Genomic DNA, 21,883 nt, shown 5'->3' with positions numbered 1-21,883 from the left:
GGAGAACCACAGCCGTGAGCCTGAAGATACAAATGACAAAATTTTTAGCAGGATTTGGTAATGCAGAAAAAAAGATGGAAGCGGAGCTTCTGGCTCCAAAACGGGGCGGCAGTGTCATTGACCGGGATCATTATAATAAAAAGATCCGGGTGAAGGAGTGGAGTGTGGATGGCTTTGGGGGTGTTACGATCAACGGCAGCTATACCAGCCAAAAGCACTTATTAATGCTGCCGGGCGGTGCATATTCCCTGGAACCTTCCAGCCGCTATCTGGAGCTTTCCGAATATTTTGCTTTATCTCATCAGATGAAGGTTACGATTCCCTTCTGTCCTATGTCACCGGAATATACAGCTTTGGAAGTGCATCAGTATCTGCTTCATGTTTACAGCCGTCTTATTAAGGAGTATAGGGAAGACCAATTCTTTTTTTGGGGAGATTTTTCAGGGGGTGGTCTGGCGCTTTCCTTTTTACAGGAACTTCGGGATAATAATAATTTACCCCTTCCGGTTAAAACTGCGGTAATTTCGCCATGGTTAGATATCACTCTGGATAACCCCCTGATTAAGATAGCGAAAAAGGCAGATGTACTCCTTCCGGTAGAAACCCTAAAACAAACTGGAATCCGTTACCGGGGCTCCCTGGCGTCCGATCATCCCTTTGTTTCTCCTATTTATGGAGACTGGGATAATCTGGGTAAAATTCTGATGTTTTCTGGAACGGAAGATATTATGACTCCGGATTGTGATTTGCTTGCAGAAAAGGCGGGCAGTTTTAAGGGAACAGAACTGATTTATAAAAAAGGAGCTGGCATGCTCCATAATTGGATTTTAATTCCCTGCAGAGAGACAGAAGCTACATTAGATCTAATTGCTTCTTATTATCTGGATGAGGGAGAAATTTAAAAATGAGGTTCGACCCATGGCGGGCCGAACCTCATTTTGGCTTGTGATGAAGTACTATGAACAAAGGAACGGATTAAAGTTGTGCAAGTGACTGAAGGGCATTCCCCTCAATCAGGACCTCGTAATGTTCCTTGTAGTACGCTTCGGAGGCGTAATCCTGATGAATCTTGGATCCGTACTCTGCAAGAAGATTGCATACCCGGCTGAAGTCCAGAGACTTCTCAGGTGTGTTACGTATTACCAGATAATACTGTCTGGTATTTGGTTTTTTATATAAAGTATTCCTGCCATCATAAACCTGTCCGATGATCTTTGCAGCATCAGAAATTTGATCCAGACTCTGAAAACAGTAGATTCTTACTGAGGAAGCGGGTGATTGCTCTTTTGGTTTTTCTTCTTCGGGCTCTTCTTTTTTGTCTATTCCCAACAGATTTAACAGACCGTCAGCACCTTCTAAAAGCTCACTGGCCAGATCTGCAGGCATGGAATCTAAATCCTCGTCTGTTGTTGGTGAAAATTTTGCAAACCTTGTATCTAATTCTTCCGGGTCATCAATTTTAGTGATTACTAACATCACGCTTTCGTTGGATAACGGAATTGCTTCTACCATGAGAGGAATGTCTTCAGCTTCAAATCCCACTTCGTTAGAGGCTTTTTGAATCATCTCGCGGAACAGGTTGCGGGCTTTTTCACTGCCGTAGGCAAGTTCGCCTAAATTAAGGTTTCGGACGCTTAAATCAAAGCTGGTAAGCGTACAACGGATCTGATTTTCATTGATACGTTCTATCTTCATAGGATCACTTCCTGTTCTTTTTAAAATGGTGAATATTTTTTACATACTTCCTCAACATAACTATACTATATATTATAGCAAAAAGGCAATTACTATGTGAAAAAATTTATATAAATTTAAGGTTTATATGCAAAAATACGGGTATCCTATTTAATTACTGGGATTTTGTAATTTACACTATTATCTTGATACTAATATGATACTATTTCCTGTAATTTCTCTGCAACTTCTATATGACGGTTGGGGTATAAGTAACCATATACATTATTTACCATGTCTACGGTATCACCGATCCGCTCTGCTATAAGGTGTGGAGAAAAGCCCAAATCTATGAGCATGGAAACGTGGCTATGACGAATATCATGGATCCGTATGAATTTCACTCCTGAAATTTTGCAAATAGAAACCATCTGATAGCGGAGCCATTCAGGTTAGAAATGGAATAGCCTGTCCCCTGGTTCAAGGCTATAAAAGCGTCCGGCATACTCTTTTAATTAGTAACGCAGGAACTGTGGAATGGTGATACTCCGATAACTGCTTGCTGTTTTCGGGTGAATTTAAGAAAAGACTGTGATATAATGACTTTGTTCAGGATCCCATTATATCAGCCTTTTGGTTGACGGGTGACATTTGTTTAAAACTCTGGGAGTTGGTAGCTCCTGGGGCTTTTCTTCTTTAATGGCGAAAGCTGTTTTAATCTTTTTCTCTGCTTTTAGTGTACTGCCTATTGTATATTTCAAATATGCTTCAGATACTTCCCTGAAATGCTCTAAGTCTCCATATTTAAGCTGATATGTCCCATAAGGGGCAATTAAAAAAGGCTTATGTTCCGGATCATCTTCCAGGCATTCAAAATTAGCGTTGAATAGGGGTGCATAAAGTTCCTACCTCTCCGTTCATACATGGGGACATTGTTATGTGGGAAAGGGGCGGTACTTTGTACCGATGGCATCCGGATCATGCGTCCTCATCAGATAGCAGGGATCAAATTAATATTGTGCGCTTTGGGAATGTATGGTAATATGCTATCAGGAGTAACCGAATACAGGGTGGAACCTTCCAGCTTTTATGTCTTTACGTCATAGAACGAGGGGAGGTGTGCAGATGGATATATACCAAACTTTAAGCATATTGTTTTTAGGCGGTACGTTTCTAATTGCATTGCTGACTTACATAGGAAAAAAATAGCCTACCCTGATGCGAACAGGATAGGCGTGCTCATGGTTACATGAGCATTTAATCATCTTGGAAGCTTCCACCTTGTGTGGCGGTTGCTCTTTTGTAATTTCAATATATCATATCTTGCATGGTATTTCAATGGTTTTCTTAATAACTATCTATTGAATTAAGAATAAATAATATCGGTATTCATCAGCTTTGATTGAGCAAAAAATTAGCACACCTGTCAAAAGATGGGTGCACATAAGCTTATATTTCCTCTGTAATTTTCATGCCTGTAATTACCAGGAATAACAAAAAATGTAAATAAATTATAAAATGGTTGAAAATTATGTCATATTATATTACAATAATTCCCAAGAGATGATATTGGTCAGGCTCAAGGAGGTGATTTTAGTAAGCACCGTTCTGTTCGGCAAATATCAACTATGCGGTATCTTGGGAACCGGTCGGGAAGGAACAGTTTTTCTGGCGGTTCATCTTGGGCTTGAAGAATACAGAGCAGTGAAACGTGTATCCAAAAGCTTTCTCAATTATGAACAATTCAGGCGTGAAGCATTGATTTTGAAAGAGCTGCGCCATCCTGGTATTCCCATTGTATATGAAGTGCAATATTGTTATACAAAATCCTGTAAATACATTGCTTTTTAATTACTTTTAATTGTACTGGTACTAAAACGGTACTAAATTAATGAATTTAGCATATCTGCCATTTCCTTATGCCGATTAGGATAAAGGTGTCCGTATGTCCTATCAACCATCTGAACAGTATCTCCTATACGTTCAGCAATAATGTGAGATGAATACCCCATATCAATTAATAGAGACACATGGCTATGCCGTAGATCGTGGATCCTTATACGCTTTACACCGCTTATGGCACATGCCTTGTTACGTTCATTGTATAAAATAAATTTTGTAAATGGAAAAAGGTGATCATTCCCAGACATGCTGTAATACATCATTATATATTCTTTGAACTGATCCGCCAATGATTGAGACAATTGTACGTATCTGTTACTATTATCTGTTTTGGGTGGTGTCACCAAAGTTCTTTTATTGACCCTATGCATAGTTTTGGATATCTTCATGGTATTGGTGCTGAAATCAATATCATCAGCGGTAAGAGCAAACATCTCGCCGCTACGAATGCCAGTCCAATATAGTATTTTAAATGCCATTTTTGCTTGCGGGTTTTTAACAGCATCTATGAATTTCTTAAATTCTTCTAATGTCCAGAATTCCATTTCTTTTGCTCGCTGTTTTCCCATACCTCCAGTCTTTTTGCATGGATTTTCTTTAAGTCCGTAGAATTTAACTGCATAATTGAAAATAGCGGATAGTTCCCGGTTCATACAATTTAGGTAAGTTTGCGAGTATGGTTTTCCTTTGTTATCACGATATTGCATCATGCTGTTTTGCCATTTCAAGACTGTTTGAGACTTGATCTCCTTTAGCGGAAGATTTCCAAAGGTGGGTATGAGTTTTAAATTTATTACATAGCGCTTATTTATTACAGTAAATTCTTTAAGCCTGGGGCTCATCTCCTCTAAATACAAAGTAACGAAATCCGAGAAGAGCATGTCAGGGCTTCCCTGCTGTTTTTCAAGGAATGACCGCTCCCATTCTTTAGCATCGCGCTGCAATTTAAACCCTCTTTTCTTTTTTTGCTTTTTAGCGCCTGTATAATCTTGATAGTAAAATTTACAATACCATGTTTTAGTTTTCTCTTCATAATATGCTGGCATAATATCATTTCCTTTCTGTTGCGCCGGCGCTTTTCGGCTGTATATTGTGGATAAGTTTTATAAGTTGCATCGGTGCAACTTATTTTTAAGCGCAAAAAATACGCCCCTTGCCAGCGCGTCTGAAGAATGATATAATATAAGCGTCAAAATATCATTTCTTTCCGGAGCGTCCGGTAAGAGAAAATTTATGTGAAAACCGTTCAGCATTGCGAGTGCTGGGCGGTATTTTTTTTTATTCTTTTTTACTCATTTTTTCTGCAAGATCGATTAGTGCTGCCAGATCATCCGGGGTTATGCCCAAGTCTAATAATTGTCGCGCGTACTCCAAAAGTCTTTGTTCTCTATCATTGTCAGGACTTTTCTTCTCTATAGCCTCTTTCCCTGTCATTAAATAATCTACAGTTACACCGAAGTAATCGGCTATTTTTTGAAGAGTTTTTGCAGACGGTGTACTTCTTCCCGATTTCCAATTACTTAATGCGGTTTGTGTTACTCCTGCTTTCTGGGCTACCTTATAAGGAGTTACTCCATATTTTTGTAGAAGTTGCTCAAATACTTCATACATTTTTTGTGCTCCTTTCACAAAGATAACATACTTTCGAAAAAGTTAGTAAAAGTACTTGACTACTAACTTGCGTTGATGTATTATTTACTTACGCAAACAAAAGCAAGCGTAAAAAAATACTTTCGCCTACGATATGCTTTCTTTTTTAAACGTGGTGGTTTTGACTTAGAAAGTATATCACATTTCGAAAGTATTTGCAATAGTAATTTGTAAAGGTGGTGAAAAGATGTATTCCAAGCTTTGTGAACTCATGGAGAAAACAGGGGAGACGGCATATCAAGTATCAAAGGCAACGGGTGTTAGCCAGACAGCTTTCTCTAACTGGAAGTCAGGAGTGTCTGGACCCGGTACTAAGAGTCTCATGGCTCTAGCAAAGCATTTTAATGTCCCCATGGAGTACTTTATGGAAGGATCAAAAGAATCTAAGTAACTTGTTGACCAAAGGAAAAACTGAGGAGGTGAAAATATGGATATCTACATAATAAAAAGCAGACCGGTAAAGATGCTGACGCCAACCGGGTATTATCGGAAAGCACGAACTGCCTACACTGCTGAACTGGAAAAGAAAAACAGGTGTTATTTTTGGGGCATGGGTACAGCTTGTGATAATGCTGCAAGAGAAATGTACGCCCATATGACCGGAAGGAAACCTAACATAACAGAGCTTGTTACAACAAAGGAAGAAGCAGACCAGTTAATTGAGTATTTTAAAATTTATGCCAATGTGTGGGCTTATCAGGCCACCGGTGGGACAGACCGGGAAGCTTCCGAAAAGGAACTACAGATCAAGAGAATTACAGACATGCTGCGCTCTGCTGACCAGGAACAGTTAAAAAATCTGGACGTATTTGTTCGCGCTTTTATTCAACCAGCACATTGAAGAGGAGGAAATTGTAATGAATGATTTATTGAACTGTTCAACTGAGGATACATCAGGTCTGACCCCGATTGAAATCGCACTGGGGATTGATAATGACGGAATGACTACAGCGAGAAAGTTACATGAATTTTTAGGAATGGACAAAAGTAATTTTTCCAGATGGGCAAAAACTAACATAGAAGAAAACGAATTCTATGATGAAGATAAGGATTGGCGGGGGTTCGTCATTATGACGAACGGTAATGAGTGCAGAGATTATAAGCTTACAACGGATTTTGCAAAACATCTATCTATGAGTTCCCACTCCGCAAAAGGAAAGATTGCAAGGGACTATTTTGTATCCGTGGAAGACGGAGCCAAGAAAATGATTCTTCAGTTCCAGGACATGTCTCCACAGCTTCAGTACATGATCCGAGTGGAGCAGGAGCAAAAACGACAGGCACAGGAACTCGCAGAGGTTAAGGAACTGGCTCAGAACAGCGCTGATCGCGTGGAGAGTATTCGAGAGGTTGTCGCACTGGACACGACTTCATGGCGAGAGGATACACGGAACCTTATTAATAAGATAGCACAAGAGTTAGGCGGTGGACAAGCTTTTCAGCAGGTTCGTGCGGAAAGCTATGATCTTTTAGAAAAGCGGATGGGGGTTAGCTTAAAACAGCGACTTACCAACAAACGCCGGCGCATGGCGGACGAGGGCATCTGTAAGTCAAAGAGAGACAAGCTTTCTCTGGTGGATATTATAGCCGATGACAAAAAGCTTATTGAGGGATACACTGCCATCGTAAAAGAAATGACTATAAGATATGGAGTTGCTTGATATGGTTACATATTCGTGTAAATCCTGCCGGTTCCGCGACCGCTGTCCAGACTGTAGCCGAAGGTACCCATGCAAGGATTATAAAAGGAGGGAAGTACGTGAGCAAACTAATGATTACATCAGAAGAAGTGGCTAAGATCATGGAAGTGTCTAAACGAACCGGTCAGGACGTTATTAGACAGCTTAACGAGGAATTAAAATCAAAGGGATTCATTGTTAAAGCTGGAAGGGCACCGAGAAAATATTTCTTCGAACGGACAGGGCTAGAACCAGAGGAGGTCTCCCATGCAGAAGTACTATGACAACTTAGACGATTACACCGACACCCGCCCGTCGAAGCTGATGGAATTTACAAAGCGGTTCATGCCAGCTGTGATCTTCATTGGAAGCATTGCTTTAATGTTTATGGTGATTGGTGCTTTAGAGACGTTGTGATAGGAGGTGTGAGAAATGACTAAATGCGAAAAAGATAGAATTTATTTAATGCGCGAACAGGGAGAGAGCTATCAGTATATAGCGGATAAGTTTGGAGTGTCAAGGCAATGTATACATCAAATAGTGACTAGAAAATTAAAATTCAAAACTTCAACTATTTGCATTTATAAAGGATTGTCAAAGTGGATTTTTGATCACAGGACAACAAGTGAAAGACTTTGTGAAATGGCCAGTATTAATGTAAATAGAGTAACTATGACGAAAAAGTTAAATGGGAAAAACGAGTTTTCTCTTTCCGAAATTAAAAAGATTCTTAAACTTACCAATTTGACTTTTGAAGAATGCTTTTCAGAAAAAGAAACCCCAGGAGCTGCAACTCCCAGGGAATCAAGGTAACACGTAAACAATATTCATCCCTATTATACATAGGGCATAGGAGGATTGCAAGAGAATGAATCTGAGATTGAAAAAGATTTCTATCGAGAATTTCAAGGGAATCACCCAGTTAGTAATTGATTTTCATAAGAGGACAACCATTTCCGGTCAGAATGCAACCGGAAAGACAACCATAATGGACGCTTTCACATGGATTCTTTTCAATAAGGACAGCGAGGGAAAGTCTGATTTTAACATTCGTCCCAATGATCGCCAGGGCGAGCTTATAGACAATCTGGTTATTAAAGTATCAGCCATTTTGGAAGCGGATGGGAAGGATATTCTCCTTTGCAAGAAGCAGGAGCAGAACTGGGTTAAGAAAAAAGGCAGCGAGGTTTCTCAGCTGCAGGGGAACATCAATAAATATGAAATCAATGAAATTCCCAAGACGGAAAAGGATTACAAAGCTTACATAGATGATTTGATGAATGAGGAATTGTTTAAGTTAATCACCAGTCCCCAGGCGTTTACATCGTTGAAATGGAAAGACCAGAGAACGATTCTTTTAAAATTGGTCTCTGAGGTTACGGATCAGGATGTGATCTCCACCAATCAGAAGTTTTCTCCACTGTCTGAGATTTTGAAAGAGTTCTCTGTAGATGATTTGACAGCTAAAGCAAAGAAAGCGCTGAAAGAACTGAATAATAGGCAAGCGGAGCTGCCGGCCAGAATTGACGAAGCCAGCAAAGGTCTGGTACAGGCTGATTTTGTGAAATGCGAGAACCAGAGAGCCGATCTGGAAAAACAAATTAATGATCTGACAGAGCAGGAAAGCAACGCATCCAAAGCCAGTGAGGCACTTACCCAGATTAACAATGCAATTATGCAAAAACAGTTTAATTTGGGGGATTTAAAGCGCATAGCAAATGAAAAACTAATGGATCAAAGGCGGGAAATTCAGCGGAAGATTGATGATGCCGGATACTCCTTCTCGGATGCAATAAGAGAGTTTGAGAAGACAGAACGGGAGATTAAACAAAAACATGAACTTCTGGAGAGTAACAGGTCTTATAGAGAAGTATTGCTTAAAAATTATGAAGAAGTAAAGACCATGCAGGTTAATGAGGATACTCTATGCTGCCCGATGTGTAAGCAGATGCTTCCGCCAGAGCAGAGAGAGACTAAGCTGGAAGAGTTTAAGTCCAATAAGCAAAAGAGCCTTTCTGACATTGTTAAGAATGGAAAACAGGTTGCTGCAAATATTGAAGCTTTTGAAAAGGAGATTAGCGTCCTTAGAGAGAAGCTGGAAACCTGTAAAGCAAATAAGGTGGAGCAGAATAAGCGGAAGACAGCAGCCATGGAAGAGTTGGCTAAATTACCTCAACAAGTGGAGATATCTGGCAGTCCAGAGTATCAGTCTATTTCTGCAGAGATCGAAAAATTAGAAAAACAGGCTCAGGAAATGGGAACCGGATCAGGATATCTGAATCAGTTGAGACAGAAGAAGCAGGATCTGGTTGCACAGCTTGATAGAGTTAAATCTACGCTTACAGGAAAAGAGAATAATCAGAGAGTGCAGACTCGCGTATTAGAACTGCAACAGGAGCAACGGACAACATCACAGCTAATTGCTGATCAGGAGAAAGAACTATTTCTTCTGGAAGAATTCACAAAGGCGAAGATGGACCTGCTTTCTTCACGGATAAACTCAAAATTCAAGCTGGTCAATTTCCGTCTGTTTGAAAATCAGATCAATGGAGGATACAAGGAAACCTGTGAATGCATGGTAAATGGAGTTCCCTTCAGTTCCTTAAATGCAGGTCATAGAGTAGTTGCCGGGCTGGACATTATCACCGCACTGCAGGAGATCTATGGCGTGACAGCGCCTATATTTATCGATAATGCAGAGTCTGTAAACGATTTTAACATTCCGGATATGGAAGAGCAGCTCATTCTTTTAAAAGTATCGGAAAATAGCACATTGAAAGTGGAGGCATAAAGATGGGAAATGAAGTCACAACGACACAGCCAAAAGGGATGGCAAGCTTCTTATCGAGCGATAAGGTTAAAGCAAATATCCTGCAGGTGGTTGGACAGAAGAATACAACAAGATTTATTGCAAGTGTGGTATCAGCAGTACAGAATACACCGGCATTGCAGGAATGTAGCCATAACAGCATTTTAAGTGCAGCACTTCTGGGGGAGGCATTGAATCTCTCCCCCAGTCCGCAACTGGGACAGTTTTATATGGTTCCTTATAAGAAAAAGGATCGAGAGGGTAAAGTTGTTTCCGTAGATGCTCAGTTCCAGCTTGGAGCTAAAGGTTATAAACAGCTGGCAATGCGAACAGGCCAGTACAAAGATTTGGATGTTATCTATATCCGCCAAGGCGAGTACCTGGGGCGCGATCGATCAACGGGAAAGCATAAGTTTGAATTTATTGAAGATGATGCAATCAGAGAGGAGCTGCCAGTTATCGGATATCTGGCATACTTTGAACTCCTAAACGGTTTTAGAAAGGAGATTTTCTGGACCAGATCCAAGATGGAAAAACATGCAGACCAGTATTCACAGGCCTTTAATCTCAGTGATTTCCACTTGCTTCAGGAAGGGAAGATCCCTAAAAAGGATCTCTGGAAATATTCTTCTTTCTGGTATAAGAGTTTTGATGAAATGGCAGAAAAGACCATGATCCGGCAGTTAATCAGCAAGTGGGGCATTATGAGTATTGAAATGTCTGACGCATACGAGCGGGATATGGCTGTTATAAGTGAAGATGGTAGTCCTCGTTACATTGACAATGAGACAGTGAATCAGCACGAAGATGATTTAACTCAGGCAAATACGGTTGATTTTGAGGAAATGTCAGAGACGGTCAGCAATGAAGCCGTTCAAGAAAATGGTGGTGATCCATTTTGAAATTGACCTGTTTAGGGAGCGGATCGGCAGGAAACTGCTATCTGCTCCACAATGAGACGGAGTGCCTTGTTATAGAGGCTGGAATACCATTCAAAGAGGTCAAGAAAGCACTGGACTTCAACATCAGTAAGATAGTGGGCGTAGTTGTCTCTCATGAGCATGGAGACCATGCCAAATATCTACATGAGTACATAAAAGTCGGTATTCCTGTTATGGCTCCAAGTATGGGGCATGTAACAGGAGAATTATCGGCTATCAGTAAGCCTTTTGCTGTCAGGACATTCCCACTGGTACATGACGCGCCGTGTTCTGGTTTTCTGATTGAACACCAGGAAATTGGAAGGTTGCTTTTTGCGACTGATACTGAGTATATCCGGTATAAATTTAAGAGCCTGAATCACATCATGATAGAGTGCAATTACAGCAAAGATCTGTTACGGGAATCATATTATGATGGCTTACAGGACCGGATAAAGCTTACGCACATGGAGCTCGATACCTGCAAGGATTTTATTCGAGTAAACGAGAACCATGATTTAAGGACGGTCTGTCTAATGCATCTATCTGACCGGACAAGCAATGAAACAGTTTTTCAGAAGGAAGTCCAGGAGTTGGTAGAGTGCCCCGTTTATATGGCAAATAAAGGACTGGAATATGAACTATAGAGGAGGAATGACATATCAATAGAGTAATTCTAATAGGCAGGTTGACAAGGGATCCGGAGGTTAGATATTCGGACAATGGACATACCGTTGCCCGCTTTGCCATCGCGGTTGATAGGCGGTTTAAAAAAGAAAATGAGCAGAATGTGGACTTTATAAATACAGTAGCATTTGGAAAGACCGCAGAGTTCATTGAAAAATATTTCTTTCAGGGAAATAAAATTGTTGTTGAGGGACGAATTCAAACAGGTTCCTACACAAATCAGGATGGGCAAAAAGTTTATACGACAGATGTTGTGGCGGAGCAGGTAGAATTTGGTGAATCTAAGAATTCCAACAATGCAAACGGATCTGCAGATGAATCCAGGCCTGCGCCCAGCAGTGCAATCGGTGACGGATTTGTGAATATACCCGATGGAGTGGAAGACGAAGGTCTTCCATTCAACTAAGGAGGAATCAGATGGTTATACAAATTGATTCCAGAGAAAAGGCCAGGGCAATCCGTAAAATTGTGGATACTTTCGATCAGAAGGGAATACAGCACTTTGTCAGCAAGCTCCATGTGGGTGACTATATGAATTTTGACAATCCCAGGCTGATTATAGACCGGAAGCAAAATTTAACCGAGGTCGCCTCCAACGTGTGCCAGGGGCATCGAAGATTTACTGACGAATTAAAACGAGCGCAGGAAATAGGCGTTAAGGTAATTATTCTGGTGGAGCACAGCAACCAGATCAAGAGCATTGACGATGTTCACCAGTGGAACAATCCTCGCCTGAAGACTTCTTCTAAGGCAGTTACAGGCGAGAAGTTGGAAAAGATCTTAAAGACCATGGAACGTAAATATGATACCAGATTCTTGTTCTGTGACAAACTACATACTGGCAGCAAGATAATTGAACTACTGGGAGGTGTCTCTGGTGACCGTTGAGGAAATCAAAGATACATATAGCATGAGGGATATCGTGGAACGCTATGGCTTTCAACCTAGCAGGGCGGGTTTTATTCCATGCCCCTTCCACTCAGGCGACCGACAAGCCTCATTAAAAATTTATGACCGGGATTTCCATTGCCATGCCTGTGGTGCAAACGGAGATATTTTCTCATTTGTTCAAATGATGGACGATCTAAGCTTTAAAGAGGCATTCATTGAACTGGGAGGGGATTATCACTCTGGTGAAAAAGTACATCTATCTCAGATATTAATGAGAAAGAGGGAGAGGGAAAAAAAACGTAGATATGAGGAAGCATTTAGGGCATGGAAGTTGCAAAAATTAATTGAACTGTGCCGATTGCTTCGAATGTATGATGAACTGGAAATGATATTTGAACCCCTGTCAGATGAATGGGTGTTAGTAATTAATAAAAAACAAGTTCTTGAAGAAGATTACAGGATTTTAACATCTGGTTTCCGGAAAGAGCAAGAGGAGATGAGAAGCTTAGAATGAATGAACCTTTAAAGGTATACACCCAGGAAGAATTTAATACCGAAGAGCCTTATAAGCTCCTTTACTCTCATCGGGACGATGGATTTAGATACTTACAGCTGTTTAATGAACTGGCTGCCAATGCGGAAAAGGTAGGGTTTCGACGCTTTGGCACAATGGTTAAGGCGTACTTTGCGCAGCATGGTGATAAAAAGAGTATGAATAGTGTTGTAAATAACGTCACCAATTTTAAGGATCAGCCAATAGAACTTTACACGGGAGACTGGATCGCCAATGATGAGGGCATAGTTCGGCGTAATGACAAGCAGGGGATTGATATAGCTTGCACACACCCGATCCTGCCCGTGCAAAGGCTTATAAACATTGAAGATGAAAGCGTAAGGCTTCGCCTTATGTTTCGCAGAAATTATGGAGCCTGGGGCAGCGTGGTGGCTCCTAAAAAGGCATTGTTTACGGCAAATGGCATAAAAGATCTTGCTGACAAAGATATATCAGTATCGGATAAAAATGCTTCCTATTTGGTGGAGTACCTGCAAAATATTGATGATCTTAATCATGATATCATTCCAAAAGTCCAGTCTGTGAGTCACCTGGGCTGGACGAAAACCGGACATTTCTGCCCCTATACAGGCAACTTGGAGTTTGACGGTCAGGATAATTTTAGAAAGATATTTCGGTCTGTGCGCTCAGAAGGGACTCTGGAAGCCTGGGCTTCAGAAGTACGGAAAGTTCGAAAGACCAACTCTCCGGCCAAGATTGCTCTGGCTGCAAGCTTCGCATCGGTTGTACTAAAAACCATAGGAAAACTGAACTTTATTGTTCATCTATGGGGCGGAACTGAGACGGGAAAAACAGTGGCCCAACTTATGGCAGCTTCCGTATGGGCTGATCCGAACGATGACGCTAACTTTATGCAGACTTTTAATGGCACAGTAGTGGGATTGGAACAGCAGGCAGGATTTGTAAATAACCTCCCATTGATCTTAGATGAATTTCAGCTTGTGAAAGATAAGAAGTCTTTTGAGCAAGCCGTTTATATGCTCTGTGAAGGCATAGGTAAGACCAGAGGAGCGAAAACAGGAGGCTTACAGAATACTCTTACATGGAAGAATTGCACCATTACTTCCGGAGAGTCTCCCATTACCCACAATGCGTCAGGAGGAGGATCCGTAAACCGTATCATTGAGATTGAGTGCAGGGAAAAGCTGTTTGAAGATGCACATGGTCTCCTGGAGGTCATAAGAACAAATTACGGCCATGCGGGGCGGTTATTCATGGGTTTTCTATCGACAGAAGGAGCCAGGGAAAAGGCAAAGAATTATTACAAGCAGTTCTACCAAGAATTAGGGACTTCTTCGACCGAAAAGCAGACAATGGCTGCTGCAGCAATTCTGACCGGCGATGCTTTGGCGACGGAATGGATATTTTGCGATGGACGAGCTTTAACAGTAGCAGACATAGAAAAGCACTTGCATACCAAGGAGAATGTGGATGTGGGTGTTCGTGGCTTTGAGTACATACAGGATTTTTGTGTCAGTAATCAGGCAAAGTTCGAAAGCGGATCCGATCCCTGTCTTGGTTCCATCAAAGGGGATGAGGTTCGAATAATACGAAATAACTTTGAAAAAATATGTGAAGACGGAGGATTTAATCCTAAGGCACTGCTGTCCTGGCTTGATCAGAATGGTCGGCTTACTAAAGACAGCCAGGGGAATCTGTATAAATCAACAAATGTATACGGAAAATCTGCCAGATGCGCTTGTATTAATGTAGCTGATAACATTCAAAAAGAAACCGAGTTTGTGACAGTAAAGGATGGGGAACTACCTTTTAAGTAAAAAGAATTACACTTTTCAGTAAGAGATTACAAATTAATAAGTGTGTTTTGTAATCTGAGAATGTAGGTTTTATGCGGGCTAGAGGGTATAAATTACAAAATTACAAAAATTACAAACTTTTTATACCTTACACGTAAGCACATATATTTTTTGAAATTTAAGTAATTCACATACAACGCACGTACGAGGAAAAATAATTTGTAATCTTGTAATTTTGTAATCTTTCTTAAAAAACGTAGTAAAACCAAGGGTTTGAGAGGTGTAAAAAGATTACAAAACACTATGATGAATTGTAATTGTTGTAATAAATCGGAGGAATTATGACAGAAACAACAATGAATGAGTATCGGTCCTTACTTGGAACGCTAAAGCGTAACAAGGAAAACATACCTTTGGAGCAACTAAAGACGGAATACCGGAAGGGATATGATCAGCTCACGCAAAAGATACAGTCCATGACCAGGGAGATCCTTCAGGATGTAGCGCTTAATGGTTTACAGATTGAACATGCTCAAGCAAATCAAAAGTATCTGGAGATCAATACGGCAATCAGAGAATCGGGGATCATGAAAAAGGCAAGTCAGGCAGCTTTTATTCAGCAGGATGCAGATCTGGTCCTTGAATATGCCGGTCAGCTGCGGGAAATTGTTCAAAGAATTGTGAAGGGGTGTGAAAAGAATGCCAGCTAAATCAAAAGCCAGTGTTCCTGAACAGGAAATACATATCTGCTATATCTGCGGTAAGGAGATTCATGAGGATCATGTGCGCATAAAACCCAGGAGACAGAGGGAGAGGCACATACATTTTGAGTGTGTGGCAGGAAAGGCAACAAGTTAATTAAAAACTGAAAGGAGGCTGGAGCGGTGGCCACCGTGACAGGATATCCTGGCTCCTTTCAAAATGAGAGACGTAATTATAGATTATTTCTGCGGTGGCGGTGGCGTGAGTACTGGTGGCGAAATGGCATGGGGCAGATGCTTTGATTATGCAATTAATCATAATGCCGCTGCAATAGCAATGCACAAATACAATCACCCGTATACGCACCATTTCACGGAAGATATCATGAGAGTCAAAATTGACAAGTTCCTTACCTGGGGACAGAAAGTCAGCTTTGTATGGGCAAGTCCTGACTGTACTTCCCATTCAAATGCGAAAGGATCTAAGCCGATTGAAAGAGGCTTACGGATTCTTCCAATGGGAGTATGGAAACAGTGTAAGCTGATCCTGAAAGCTACAGGAAAGGTCCCTGAGGTTATCATGATGGAGAATGTTAAGGAGATTCAGAAATGGGGGCCCCTTGATAAAAACAATAAGCCGATCAAAGCCAAAGAAGGAGAGTATTACAATAAATTTATTAGACTCATGAAAGCGTTTGGTTATGAGTTTGAATGTCGGGTATTGGTTGCTGCGGATTATGGAGCTCATACAACCAGAGAACGCTGGTACGGGCAGTTTCGATCTGATGGAAGACCTATTGTCTGGCCAGAACAAACTCATTCAAAGTATGGCACAAATGGAATGAAGCCCTGGGAGTCGATCAGTCAGGATATTGATTTTACTGATTTAGGCAATTCAATATTCACTAGGAAGCGCCCACTAAAAGATAAAACACTAAGCCGTATAGCTGCAGGTATTAAAAAGTTTGTAATCGATGATCCAAACAGGTTTATTCTTCCAGACAAACTGGCAGCTCCATTCCTGATACAATATCATTCCGAAACAGTAAAAGGTGAAGTCCGTGGACAGAGCTTAAAGGAGCCTATACAGACGATTGATACATCGAACCGTTATGCGCTTGTAACCTGCTTTCTTTCAAAGTTTTATAAAACAGGAACCGGTCAGAGCGTTAATGATCCAATACATACAATCACGACTTCTCCTGGACATTTTGCTCTGGTGTCAGCTTTTTTGATTAAGTATTACAGCGGAGACATCGGCCAGAGTTTAAACGAACCAATCCACACGATTGTCACAAAGGATCGGTTCGGACTTGTCCTTGTGGTAATAGACGGCGTTACATATCAGATTATAGATATTTGGTTCCGAATGTTGAAGCCTGAAGAATTGAAACTGGGACAGGGATTTCCGAAAGATTATGTTATTGAGTTCAAGATGCCAAACGGGAGGTATTATCCCAAAACCATGCAGGTTGAGAAGATCGGAAACAGCGTTGTTCCTTTGATGGCAGAGAAACTTTGTTATACAGCATGTCCATATCTGAAGGTAGGAGAACGAACGCCAAATATGAGGATTGATGATAGTCAGGCGCAGCTTAGATTTGCCTGAAAAAAGGGAGGAGCCGGTAAGAGGGAATCCTACCGGCTGAAGTATTATTTCTTTTTGTATCTTTGCTGATTTTGAGCAGTTTTGTCAAGAGATTCTAATGTGTCGGAACCTGATCCGGTAGCATAAGCAAAAAACATGCCTCCCAGTTTAGTTCTGTAACCCTTGGGAATGCGATTCCACTCGAAACCTCTAAAAAGGTCTCTGACGATAAATTGTTCTCCAGGGGCAACATCTGAAACAGCGGTAATTGATAAATCAAAAAGCTCTTGTAGATCAGTGTTAGATGTAATCATTGTATTCTCTCCTTTAAACTATATGTTAATAGCTACTAGCTACATGCTACCACGAACATGAAAATAAGTCAATAGGAATTTAAAAAAAGAAGGTGAATTAATGAAATCATTATTACATTATCCCGGCAGCAAGAAACGGATCGCCTCCTGGATAATTGAAAATATGCCAGAGCACCACAGCTATTTGGATCCGTACTTTGGCGGGGGTGGCATGTTCTTTCAAAAGCCTCCTTCCAAGATCGAAACGGTGAACGACCTTGATGGTGATGTGGTGAATTTCTTCCGGGTGATTCAGGATCCGGAAAGCTGCCAGGAGCTGCAGGAGTGGCTAACATATACACCGTATTCCAGACAGGTGTACGATGAATCATTTACAAAGGAGCCGCAGTCACCGGTGGAGCAGGCTGGGTATTTTGCAGTCAGATCCATGCAGAGTCATGGCTTCCGCCTGACTGAGAAATGTGGCTGGAAGAAAGATGTTCACGGCAGGGAAGCTGCCTATGCAGTCCGGAACTGGAATCGTCTTCCAGAATCACTGGCAGAAATGGCAATCAGGCTGAAAGACGTACAGATTGAGAATAAGCCAGCACTGGAGCTGATCAGAGCCTTTGATTACAATAACGTCTTGATCTACCTGGATCCGACTTATGTATGGTCCACACTGAGCCGGAAGCAATACCGGTATGAAATGTCTGACGAGGATCATGAGGAGCTACTGAAGACAGTGATCCATAGCAAAGCTAAGATCATGCTATCCGGATATGATTGTGAACTGTATGGAAAGTATTTGAAAGACTGGAGGAAAATACAGATTCCGACCAGGGCGCAGAATAGTCTTCCGAGGGTGGAGACATTGTGGATGAATTTTGAGCCGGCAAGAGGTTAAAAAAAGGAGGGTATTTACCCTCCTAATAACCGGCCTCTTTAAGTAACATTGTAACATATGATTCGGATATTCCCAGTCGAAAAGCTATATCTTTTTGCTTCATCCCGTCTTTCTTCATTTCAATAATATCATCGATGTAATCGTATTTTCTGTAAGGTTGTGGGGTAGTGGATTGTGTTATTGTCTTTCGGCCAGAATCATAAGATTCTATTTCTAAGGTTGCGGTTCCAAAATCAGTGACGCGGCGAATAGAAAGTTTGTTCCCCTTTTTTATAAATTCTGCGTCCTCAGCATTAAGAAGGTCATTAAGGGTTGTATTTCCAAGTTCTTCTGGAAGTGAAATGGGGATTGGGGACAGAGCTGGTCTTAATTTCTTTTTCATGGAAAAGATATCCTTTCTTATAAATTTAATAAATTTAATAAATTCATTATAATTGAATTTAAAAGGATTGTCAATTCCATTTGACTTATGATTTTTATATATTTTGTTAAAAACGATACTAAGGTAAGCTGAAGATTTGTGAGGAGGGATACATTGAGAAAATCATCAAAAGACTGCAGAGCAGACAGAGCCAGTGTAAACAGCCGCATACAGGCCGAGGCGGATGCAGCTATAAAGGCACCGCCGGTTTTGAGTTTTAGTGCGCAGATGCCAGCTTATACATATACAAGCCTGTGTCCGGACCCTAAGCGCAGGAAGCCTCCTGTGAGGAAGAAGGTGCAGTATGAAGCTTATAGATAAACAGAAAGTCACTGCCCAGGTTTATCCTGGTAGGAAGTTTGGGACCATGATCGGAAGCAACGACGGTCTGATCGGGATCCTGCTTAACAGTGGTGAATACATAGACGTTCCCCAGGAGCGGGTGAGAATTGTATCGGTGGAGGTGGAGGAAGATGGAAAGGACAAAGTTTAGTGTTATCCGGAAAAGGTGCCTGATCTGCGGGAAGACTTATCCGTCTGATTCGAAACGGACAAGCTGCGGCTGTAAGGATCATGGGAGATTGTTTGCGGTAGGGACGTATTATGAGAAAAAGACAGCGGGGAGGTGACAGTTTGGACAAAGAAATACTGGTCCAGTATTGTGAGATGAGAGAGGAGATCAAGGATATTCGCAGGCGTAAGGAGCAGTTGGAAAAGCAGATCAGAAATCTGGGTATCGTTTCCGATTCCGTGAAAGGAACCAGATCTGACGGAACTTATGGCAGCATTAAAATTACAGGATATCCGACACCGGAGCATTACCGGAAAAAGGCAGCTATTGAAAGACTACAGAAAGTACTGGATATCAAAGAGACGGAGTTACTGGAGCTTATGACACAGGCAGAGGAATATATTGAATCTATCCCCAAGAGTGAGGTAAGGACGATGTTCCGGCTGTATTACATAGATGGACTTCCCTGGTGGAAGGTGGCGCAGGCTATGAATAAGATGTTTCCGAAACGAAGGGTAAGGTATACAGAAGATAGCTGTAAAAAAAGAAATATGAGATTTTTTGGAAATGTCCCTCAATGTCCCGAAAAAATATGTTAGCATGATACCATGCAGGAGCCAGAAGAAAAAGCCTTGCATACCTTCATTTAGGTAATCCCCCTACGGTTGCCGGGCGTAACAGCCCGGTGATTGATTAACCCGGTTTATACTCTCCCAAGACATTTTTCGGGTGTTAAGGCTTCTGACTTATAGTCAGGGGCCTTTCTATTAACAAAAATTGATTAATGCAATCAAACTCTTGTTCTATACTGAATATACAAAATAAACTTTTAATTTTTGGAATATTTACCCTTAAGACATGTGATATAATAAAGAAAAATGTCGAATGGGGGAGTTGAACTATGGATTTAAAAGAAGTAGGCATATTGATTGCCCAAATTGGTGGCACTGAGGCTGTGAAGAAAATTGTTGGTACAGCTATTGAAACACATATAAAACCAATTTTACAGAAACATGCAGATTATAAGGATAATACAATATATTTAGAAGAATGTTTATCTGAATATTTAGAAAATTGTTATGAAAAAGCAATGATAATGAATACAATAGTTTTCAGAGGTGTTCGAAAAACAATTTATGACTTATATATTCCATTATCCTTAAATACTCATGATGGTATAAGGATGAATGAAATAGATAAATATATAATAAATGATAGTTATTTAGATTGCATTTCCAATTACGACAAAATTTTAATCGTAGATACTGCAGGAATGGGAAAATCAACATTAGTTAAATATTTATCCATTCAAGTAATTAATCATAATGATTACATACCGATAATAATAGAACTGAGGAAAGTAGATAAAACCAAAGAATTGTTGGATTACATTGTGGATCAATTTGAATTATTAGATAAAAAAATTGATAAGATAGATTTAATTAATATGTTGAAAAGAGGTGATTTCATTATATTTTTTGACGGATACGATGAAGTTACAAATGAAAATAGGGGTGGCATTCTAGATAATATGCAAAAATTTATAAGAAAAGCCGGAAATAATAAATATATTATAACCTCTCGTTATGAAAACGATTTGAGTTGTCTTGGAGATTTTCAACGATTTTCTATTTCTCCTCTAGATATGGAGGAGGCCTTTTCTCTTATTAGGAAATATGATAACGATGGTGAAAAGTCAAAGAAACTAATTGAAAGAATAACGAATGATAAGCAATTAGAGATTTTAAAAGAATTTCTTATAAATCCAATGTTAACTTCTTTATTGTATAGAACTTTTGAATATAAAGAGGAAATAGCATATAAAAAATTAGGGTTTTATAGTCAGGTATACGAAGCATTATTTAATGATCATGATAAAACAAAGGGAAGTGCGTATGTACATCCCAAAAATTCAAATTTAGATATTTTGGAATTTGAAAAATTATTACGAAGGATTGCTTTTATTTCTTTAAAAGATAATAGAGTGGAATATAATAGACAAAATTTGGTTAATATAGTTGAAAAATGTATAAAAAGCATGTCTTGGATATCCGCATACACTATAGATGTAATAGATGATTTGACTCATGCAGTACCCCTATTTCAAAAAGATGGAAATGACTATAAGTGGGTTCACAAATCGTTCATGGAGTATTTTGCTGCCGGATATATTTGTTATGAATCAAATAAAACAGAAGAGCTGTTTAGAAACATGCTTAACTCAAACAATGTTGAACGCTATAAAAATGTTTTAGATTTTTGCTATGATATGAAACCTAATATTGCAAGACAATTAATAATCTATCCGCATATAAATAATTTTATAAATGAATATGAAAAAAAGTATAATTCGGAAGTATTTTCTATGTACGAAAGTTCTATGTTAGATATTAGGAAAAGTATAGAATATACACATAATCTACAGATTTTACACTATTTGACTGAGGAGGAAGCTGAAAATGATTTTAAATCAAAAAAATCTTTTGAAAAAATTTTTAGAACAAAAAATAATTCTTCTTTCATAAATACAATATTGTTTTCTCATTCCAACGATATGGTAGTATATGGAAGAAAAAACGAATATTTTGTAAATGAGTTACTATCATATAAAAACATTGATATATTTAAAAATCCCGATATAAGTTTGTCAGGTGATGAAGACTTAGAAATAGATGAAGGGGTATATGTTGTTTCAGATGATGCTCTTTTGAAGGCAAATAAGGATAAAAGACATTTTGATTATATAACTCGTGCGGTTGTGAAACATATGACTGGAGTTACTTATTTGGATTATAACAAATGCAAATTATTAAAAAGTAAAATTGAATTAGAAATTAAGCAAACGAATGATATAGAAACGGAGTTTGAGTCATTATAATTTAGGAGTTGCTACAAAATAGATGAACAATCTGTTGAAGT

Annotated in this window: 28 protein-coding genes and 1 pseudogene; 24 read left to right on the top strand and 5 right to left on the bottom strand. The window is 39.9% G+C overall.

Annotated features, from left to right (window positions below):
* Nucleotides 1-14 precede the first annotated feature (14 nt).
* Complete coding sequence (locus tag BXY41_RS15595) at nt 15-902, top strand: alpha/beta hydrolase fold domain-containing protein (RefSeq protein WP_104437788.1); 888 nt, start codon at nt 15-17, stop codon at nt 900-902.
* Nucleotides 903-975: 73 nt separating this feature from the next.
* Here the strand turns inward: BXY41_RS15595 and BXY41_RS15590 are convergent, their stop codons facing one another.
* Nucleotides 976-1,695 carry an adaptor protein MecA gene (locus BXY41_RS15590; RefSeq protein ID WP_104437787.1) on the bottom strand — a complete coding sequence of 240 codons (720 nt, stop codon included), beginning with the start codon at nt 1,693-1,695 and terminating at the stop codon, nt 976-978.
* Between the two features lie 1,068 nt (nt 1,696-2,763).
* On the opposite strand from BXY41_RS15590, the gene BXY41_RS27220 reads away from it, so the two are divergent.
* Nucleotides 2,764-2,883: a putative holin-like toxin gene (locus BXY41_RS27220; protein WP_341457850.1), complete on the top strand. Its 120-nt coding sequence runs from the start codon at nt 2,764-2,766 to the stop codon at nt 2,881-2,883.
* A 354-nt stretch (nt 2,884-3,237) separates the two neighbouring features.
* Nucleotides 3,238-3,486: pseudogene (locus tag BXY41_RS15585) on the top strand (serine/threonine protein kinase); the annotation flags it as partial.
* Between the two features lie 71 nt (nt 3,487-3,557).
* Here BXY41_RS15585 and BXY41_RS15580 read toward each other — a convergent pair.
* A complete protein-coding gene (locus BXY41_RS15580; protein WP_104437786.1) occupies nt 3,558-4,622 on the bottom strand; it encodes a site-specific integrase in 1,065 nt (354 codons plus the stop codon).
* Nucleotides 4,623-4,854: 232 nt separating this feature from the next.
* Nucleotides 4,855-5,187 carry a helix-turn-helix domain-containing protein gene (locus BXY41_RS15575; protein ID WP_104437785.1) on the bottom strand — a complete coding sequence of 111 codons (333 nt, stop codon included), beginning with the start codon at nt 5,185-5,187 and terminating at the stop codon, nt 4,855-4,857.
* A gap of 226 nt (nt 5,188-5,413) precedes the next feature.
* Here BXY41_RS15575 and BXY41_RS15570 point away from each other — a divergent pair, with 226 nt between their 5' ends.
* The 15 genes from BXY41_RS15570 to BXY41_RS15505 all read left to right on the top strand — a co-directional run bounded on the left by BXY41_RS15570 (nt 5,414) and on the right by BXY41_RS15505 (nt 16,853).
* On the top strand, nt 5,414-5,617 hold the full coding sequence (locus tag BXY41_RS15570; protein WP_104437784.1) for a helix-turn-helix domain-containing protein: 204 nt from the start codon (nt 5,414-5,416) through the stop codon (nt 5,615-5,617).
* A gap of 36 nt (nt 5,618-5,653) precedes the next feature.
* Entirely contained in the window at nt 5,654-6,067 is a 414-nt protein-coding gene (locus tag BXY41_RS15565; RefSeq protein WP_104437783.1) for a hypothetical protein, read from the top strand.
* Nucleotides 6,068-6,083: 16 nt separating this feature from the next.
* The gene (locus tag BXY41_RS15560; RefSeq protein WP_104437782.1) at nt 6,084-6,887 is read left to right on the top strand and encodes an antA/AntB antirepressor family protein; all 804 of its coding nucleotides are present in this window, start codon (nt 6,084-6,086) and stop codon (nt 6,885-6,887) included.
* Between the two features lie 98 nt (nt 6,888-6,985).
* On the top strand, nt 6,986-7,189 hold the full coding sequence (locus BXY41_RS15555) for a hypothetical protein (protein ID WP_432765517.1): 204 nt from the start codon (nt 6,986-6,988) through the stop codon (nt 7,187-7,189).
* Complete coding sequence (locus tag BXY41_RS26815) at nt 7,173-7,322, top strand: hypothetical protein (protein WP_170072403.1); 150 nt, start codon at nt 7,173-7,175, stop codon at nt 7,320-7,322. Before BXY41_RS15555 ends, BXY41_RS26815 begins: the two co-directional genes overlap by 17 nt.
* A gap of 15 nt (nt 7,323-7,337) precedes the next feature.
* Entirely contained in the window at nt 7,338-7,718 is a 381-nt protein-coding gene (locus BXY41_RS15550; RefSeq protein WP_104437781.1) for a hypothetical protein, read from the top strand.
* A gap of 55 nt (nt 7,719-7,773) precedes the next feature.
* A complete protein-coding gene (locus BXY41_RS15545) occupies nt 7,774-9,696 on the top strand; it encodes a DUF2813 domain-containing protein (protein WP_104437780.1) in 1,923 nt (640 codons plus the stop codon).
* Nucleotides 9,697-9,698: 2 nt separating this feature from the next.
* Complete coding sequence (locus BXY41_RS15540) at nt 9,699-10,616, top strand: recombinase RecT (protein WP_104437779.1); 918 nt, start codon at nt 9,699-9,701, stop codon at nt 10,614-10,616.
* On the top strand, nt 10,613-11,281 hold the full coding sequence (locus tag BXY41_RS15535; RefSeq protein ID WP_170072401.1) for an MBL fold metallo-hydrolase: 669 nt from the start codon (nt 10,613-10,615) through the stop codon (nt 11,279-11,281). The genes BXY41_RS15540 and BXY41_RS15535 overlap by 4 nt, the downstream gene beginning before the upstream one ends.
* A 14-nt stretch (nt 11,282-11,295) precedes the next feature.
* Nucleotides 11,296-11,727 carry a single-stranded DNA-binding protein gene (locus BXY41_RS15530; RefSeq protein ID WP_104437777.1) on the top strand — a complete coding sequence of 144 codons (432 nt, stop codon included), beginning with the start codon at nt 11,296-11,298 and terminating at the stop codon, nt 11,725-11,727.
* An 11-nt stretch (nt 11,728-11,738) separates the two neighbouring features.
* Entirely contained in the window at nt 11,739-12,209 is a 471-nt protein-coding gene (locus BXY41_RS15525; RefSeq protein WP_104437776.1) for an ERCC4 domain-containing protein, read from the top strand.
* The gene (locus BXY41_RS15520) at nt 12,199-12,726 is read left to right on the top strand and encodes a CHC2 zinc finger domain-containing protein (protein ID WP_242980215.1); all 528 of its coding nucleotides are present in this window, start codon (nt 12,199-12,201) and stop codon (nt 12,724-12,726) included. Before BXY41_RS15525 ends, BXY41_RS15520 begins: the two co-directional genes overlap by 11 nt.
* On the top strand, nt 12,723-14,564 hold the full coding sequence (locus tag BXY41_RS15515) for a DUF927 domain-containing protein (RefSeq protein WP_104437775.1): 1,842 nt from the start codon (nt 12,723-12,725) through the stop codon (nt 14,562-14,564). Before BXY41_RS15520 ends, BXY41_RS15515 begins: the two co-directional genes overlap by 4 nt.
* Nucleotides 14,565-14,884: 320 nt before the next feature.
* Nucleotides 14,885-15,253 (top strand): hypothetical protein, encoded by a 369-nt coding sequence (locus tag BXY41_RS15510; RefSeq protein WP_104437774.1) that lies wholly within the window; start codon nt 14,885-14,887, stop codon nt 15,251-15,253.
* Between the two features lie 211 nt (nt 15,254-15,464).
* Nucleotides 15,465-16,853: a DNA cytosine methyltransferase gene (locus BXY41_RS15505; RefSeq protein WP_104437773.1), complete on the top strand. Its 1,389-nt coding sequence runs from the start codon at nt 15,465-15,467 to the stop codon at nt 16,851-16,853.
* 44 nt (nt 16,854-16,897) lie between these two features.
* On the opposite strand, the gene BXY41_RS15500 is transcribed toward BXY41_RS15505, so the two are convergent.
* Nucleotides 16,898-17,146, bottom strand: coding sequence for a DUF1413 domain-containing protein (locus BXY41_RS15500; protein ID WP_104437772.1), 249 nt, complete (start codon nt 17,144-17,146; stop codon nt 16,898-16,900).
* 100 nt (nt 17,147-17,246) lie between these two features.
* Between BXY41_RS15500 and BXY41_RS15495 the strand changes: the two genes are divergently transcribed.
* On the top strand, nt 17,247-18,032 hold the full coding sequence (locus BXY41_RS15495) for a DNA adenine methylase (RefSeq protein WP_104437771.1): 786 nt from the start codon (nt 17,247-17,249) through the stop codon (nt 18,030-18,032).
* 22 nt (nt 18,033-18,054) lie between these two features.
* Here the strand turns inward: BXY41_RS15495 and BXY41_RS15490 are convergent, their stop codons facing one another.
* Nucleotides 18,055-18,414, bottom strand: coding sequence for a hypothetical protein (locus BXY41_RS15490; RefSeq protein ID WP_104437770.1), 360 nt, complete (start codon nt 18,412-18,414; stop codon nt 18,055-18,057).
* A 153-nt stretch (nt 18,415-18,567) separates the two neighbouring features.
* Here BXY41_RS15490 and BXY41_RS15485 point away from each other — a divergent pair, with 153 nt between their 5' ends.
* From BXY41_RS15485 to BXY41_RS15470, 5 genes are all read left to right on the top strand, one after another.
* Nucleotides 18,568-18,774 carry a hypothetical protein gene (locus BXY41_RS15485; RefSeq protein ID WP_104437769.1) on the top strand — a complete coding sequence of 69 codons (207 nt, stop codon included), beginning with the start codon at nt 18,568-18,570 and terminating at the stop codon, nt 18,772-18,774.
* Nucleotides 18,758-18,946, top strand: coding sequence for a hypothetical protein (locus tag BXY41_RS15480; RefSeq protein WP_104437768.1), 189 nt, complete (start codon nt 18,758-18,760; stop codon nt 18,944-18,946). Before BXY41_RS15485 ends, BXY41_RS15480 begins: the two co-directional genes overlap by 17 nt.
* On the top strand, nt 18,927-19,082 hold the full coding sequence (locus BXY41_RS26810) for a hypothetical protein (protein ID WP_170072399.1): 156 nt from the start codon (nt 18,927-18,929) through the stop codon (nt 19,080-19,082). Before BXY41_RS15480 ends, BXY41_RS26810 begins: the two co-directional genes overlap by 20 nt.
* A gap of 4 nt (nt 19,083-19,086) precedes the next feature.
* Nucleotides 19,087-19,563 carry a hypothetical protein gene (locus BXY41_RS15475; protein ID WP_185140367.1) on the top strand — a complete coding sequence of 159 codons (477 nt, stop codon included), beginning with the start codon at nt 19,087-19,089 and terminating at the stop codon, nt 19,561-19,563.
* A gap of 302 nt (nt 19,564-19,865) precedes the next feature.
* Nucleotides 19,866-21,842: an NACHT domain-containing protein gene (locus BXY41_RS15470; RefSeq protein ID WP_104437766.1), complete on the top strand. Its 1,977-nt coding sequence runs from the start codon at nt 19,866-19,868 to the stop codon at nt 21,840-21,842.
* Nucleotides 21,843-21,883: the final 41 nt, after the last annotated feature.

The sequence above is a fragment of the Lacrimispora xylanisolvens genome, assembly GCF_002934545.1.
GTDB lineage: Bacteria > Bacillota > Clostridia > Lachnospirales > Lachnospiraceae > Lacrimispora > Lacrimispora xylanisolvens.
The sequence above is the reverse complement of the archived record's forward strand: the minus strand, read 5'-3'. Positions and strand labels throughout refer to the sequence as shown.

Excerpts from the sequence above, each read along its gene's own strand:
- BXY41_RS15590 (WP_104437787.1), bottom strand. The coding sequence starts at position 1,695 with ATGAAGATAGAACGTATCAATGAAAATCAGATCCGTTGTACGCTTACC.
- BXY41_RS27220 (WP_341457850.1), top strand. The coding sequence starts at position 2,764 with ATGTCTTTACGTCATAGAACGAGGGGAGGTGTGCAGATGGATATATAC.
- BXY41_RS15580 (WP_104437786.1), bottom strand. The coding sequence starts at position 4,622 with ATGCCAGCATATTATGAAGAGAAAACTAAAACATGGTATTGTAAATTT.
- BXY41_RS15575 (WP_104437785.1), bottom strand. The coding sequence starts at position 5,187 with ATGTATGAAGTATTTGAGCAACTTCTACAAAAATATGGAGTAACTCCT.
- BXY41_RS15570 (WP_104437784.1), top strand. The coding sequence starts at position 5,414 with ATGTATTCCAAGCTTTGTGAACTCATGGAGAAAACAGGGGAGACGGCA.
- BXY41_RS15565 (WP_104437783.1), top strand. The coding sequence starts at position 5,654 with ATGGATATCTACATAATAAAAAGCAGACCGGTAAAGATGCTGACGCCA.
- BXY41_RS15560 (WP_104437782.1), top strand. The coding sequence starts at position 6,084 with ATGAATGATTTATTGAACTGTTCAACTGAGGATACATCAGGTCTGACC.
- BXY41_RS26815 (WP_170072403.1), top strand. The coding sequence starts at position 7,173 with ATGCAGAAGTACTATGACAACTTAGACGATTACACCGACACCCGCCCG.
- BXY41_RS15550 (WP_104437781.1), top strand. The coding sequence starts at position 7,338 with ATGACTAAATGCGAAAAAGATAGAATTTATTTAATGCGCGAACAGGGA.
- BXY41_RS15545 (WP_104437780.1), top strand. The coding sequence starts at position 7,774 with ATGAATCTGAGATTGAAAAAGATTTCTATCGAGAATTTCAAGGGAATC.
- BXY41_RS15540 (WP_104437779.1), top strand. The coding sequence starts at position 9,699 with ATGGGAAATGAAGTCACAACGACACAGCCAAAAGGGATGGCAAGCTTC.
- BXY41_RS15525 (WP_104437776.1), top strand. The coding sequence starts at position 11,739 with ATGGTTATACAAATTGATTCCAGAGAAAAGGCCAGGGCAATCCGTAAA.
- BXY41_RS15515 (WP_104437775.1), top strand. The coding sequence starts at position 12,723 with ATGAATGAACCTTTAAAGGTATACACCCAGGAAGAATTTAATACCGAA.
- BXY41_RS15510 (WP_104437774.1), top strand. The coding sequence starts at position 14,885 with ATGACAGAAACAACAATGAATGAGTATCGGTCCTTACTTGGAACGCTA.
- BXY41_RS15505 (WP_104437773.1), top strand. The coding sequence starts at position 15,465 with ATGAGAGACGTAATTATAGATTATTTCTGCGGTGGCGGTGGCGTGAGT.
- BXY41_RS15500 (WP_104437772.1), bottom strand. The coding sequence starts at position 17,146 with ATGATTACATCTAACACTGATCTACAAGAGCTTTTTGATTTATCAATT.
- BXY41_RS15495 (WP_104437771.1), top strand. The coding sequence starts at position 17,247 with ATGAAATCATTATTACATTATCCCGGCAGCAAGAAACGGATCGCCTCC.
- BXY41_RS15490 (WP_104437770.1), bottom strand. The coding sequence starts at position 18,414 with ATGAAAAAGAAATTAAGACCAGCTCTGTCCCCAATCCCCATTTCACTT.
- BXY41_RS15480 (WP_104437768.1), top strand. The coding sequence starts at position 18,758 with ATGAAGCTTATAGATAAACAGAAAGTCACTGCCCAGGTTTATCCTGGT.
- BXY41_RS26810 (WP_170072399.1), top strand. The coding sequence starts at position 18,927 with ATGGAAAGGACAAAGTTTAGTGTTATCCGGAAAAGGTGCCTGATCTGC.
- BXY41_RS15470 (WP_104437766.1), top strand. The coding sequence starts at position 19,866 with ATGGATTTAAAAGAAGTAGGCATATTGATTGCCCAAATTGGTGGCACT.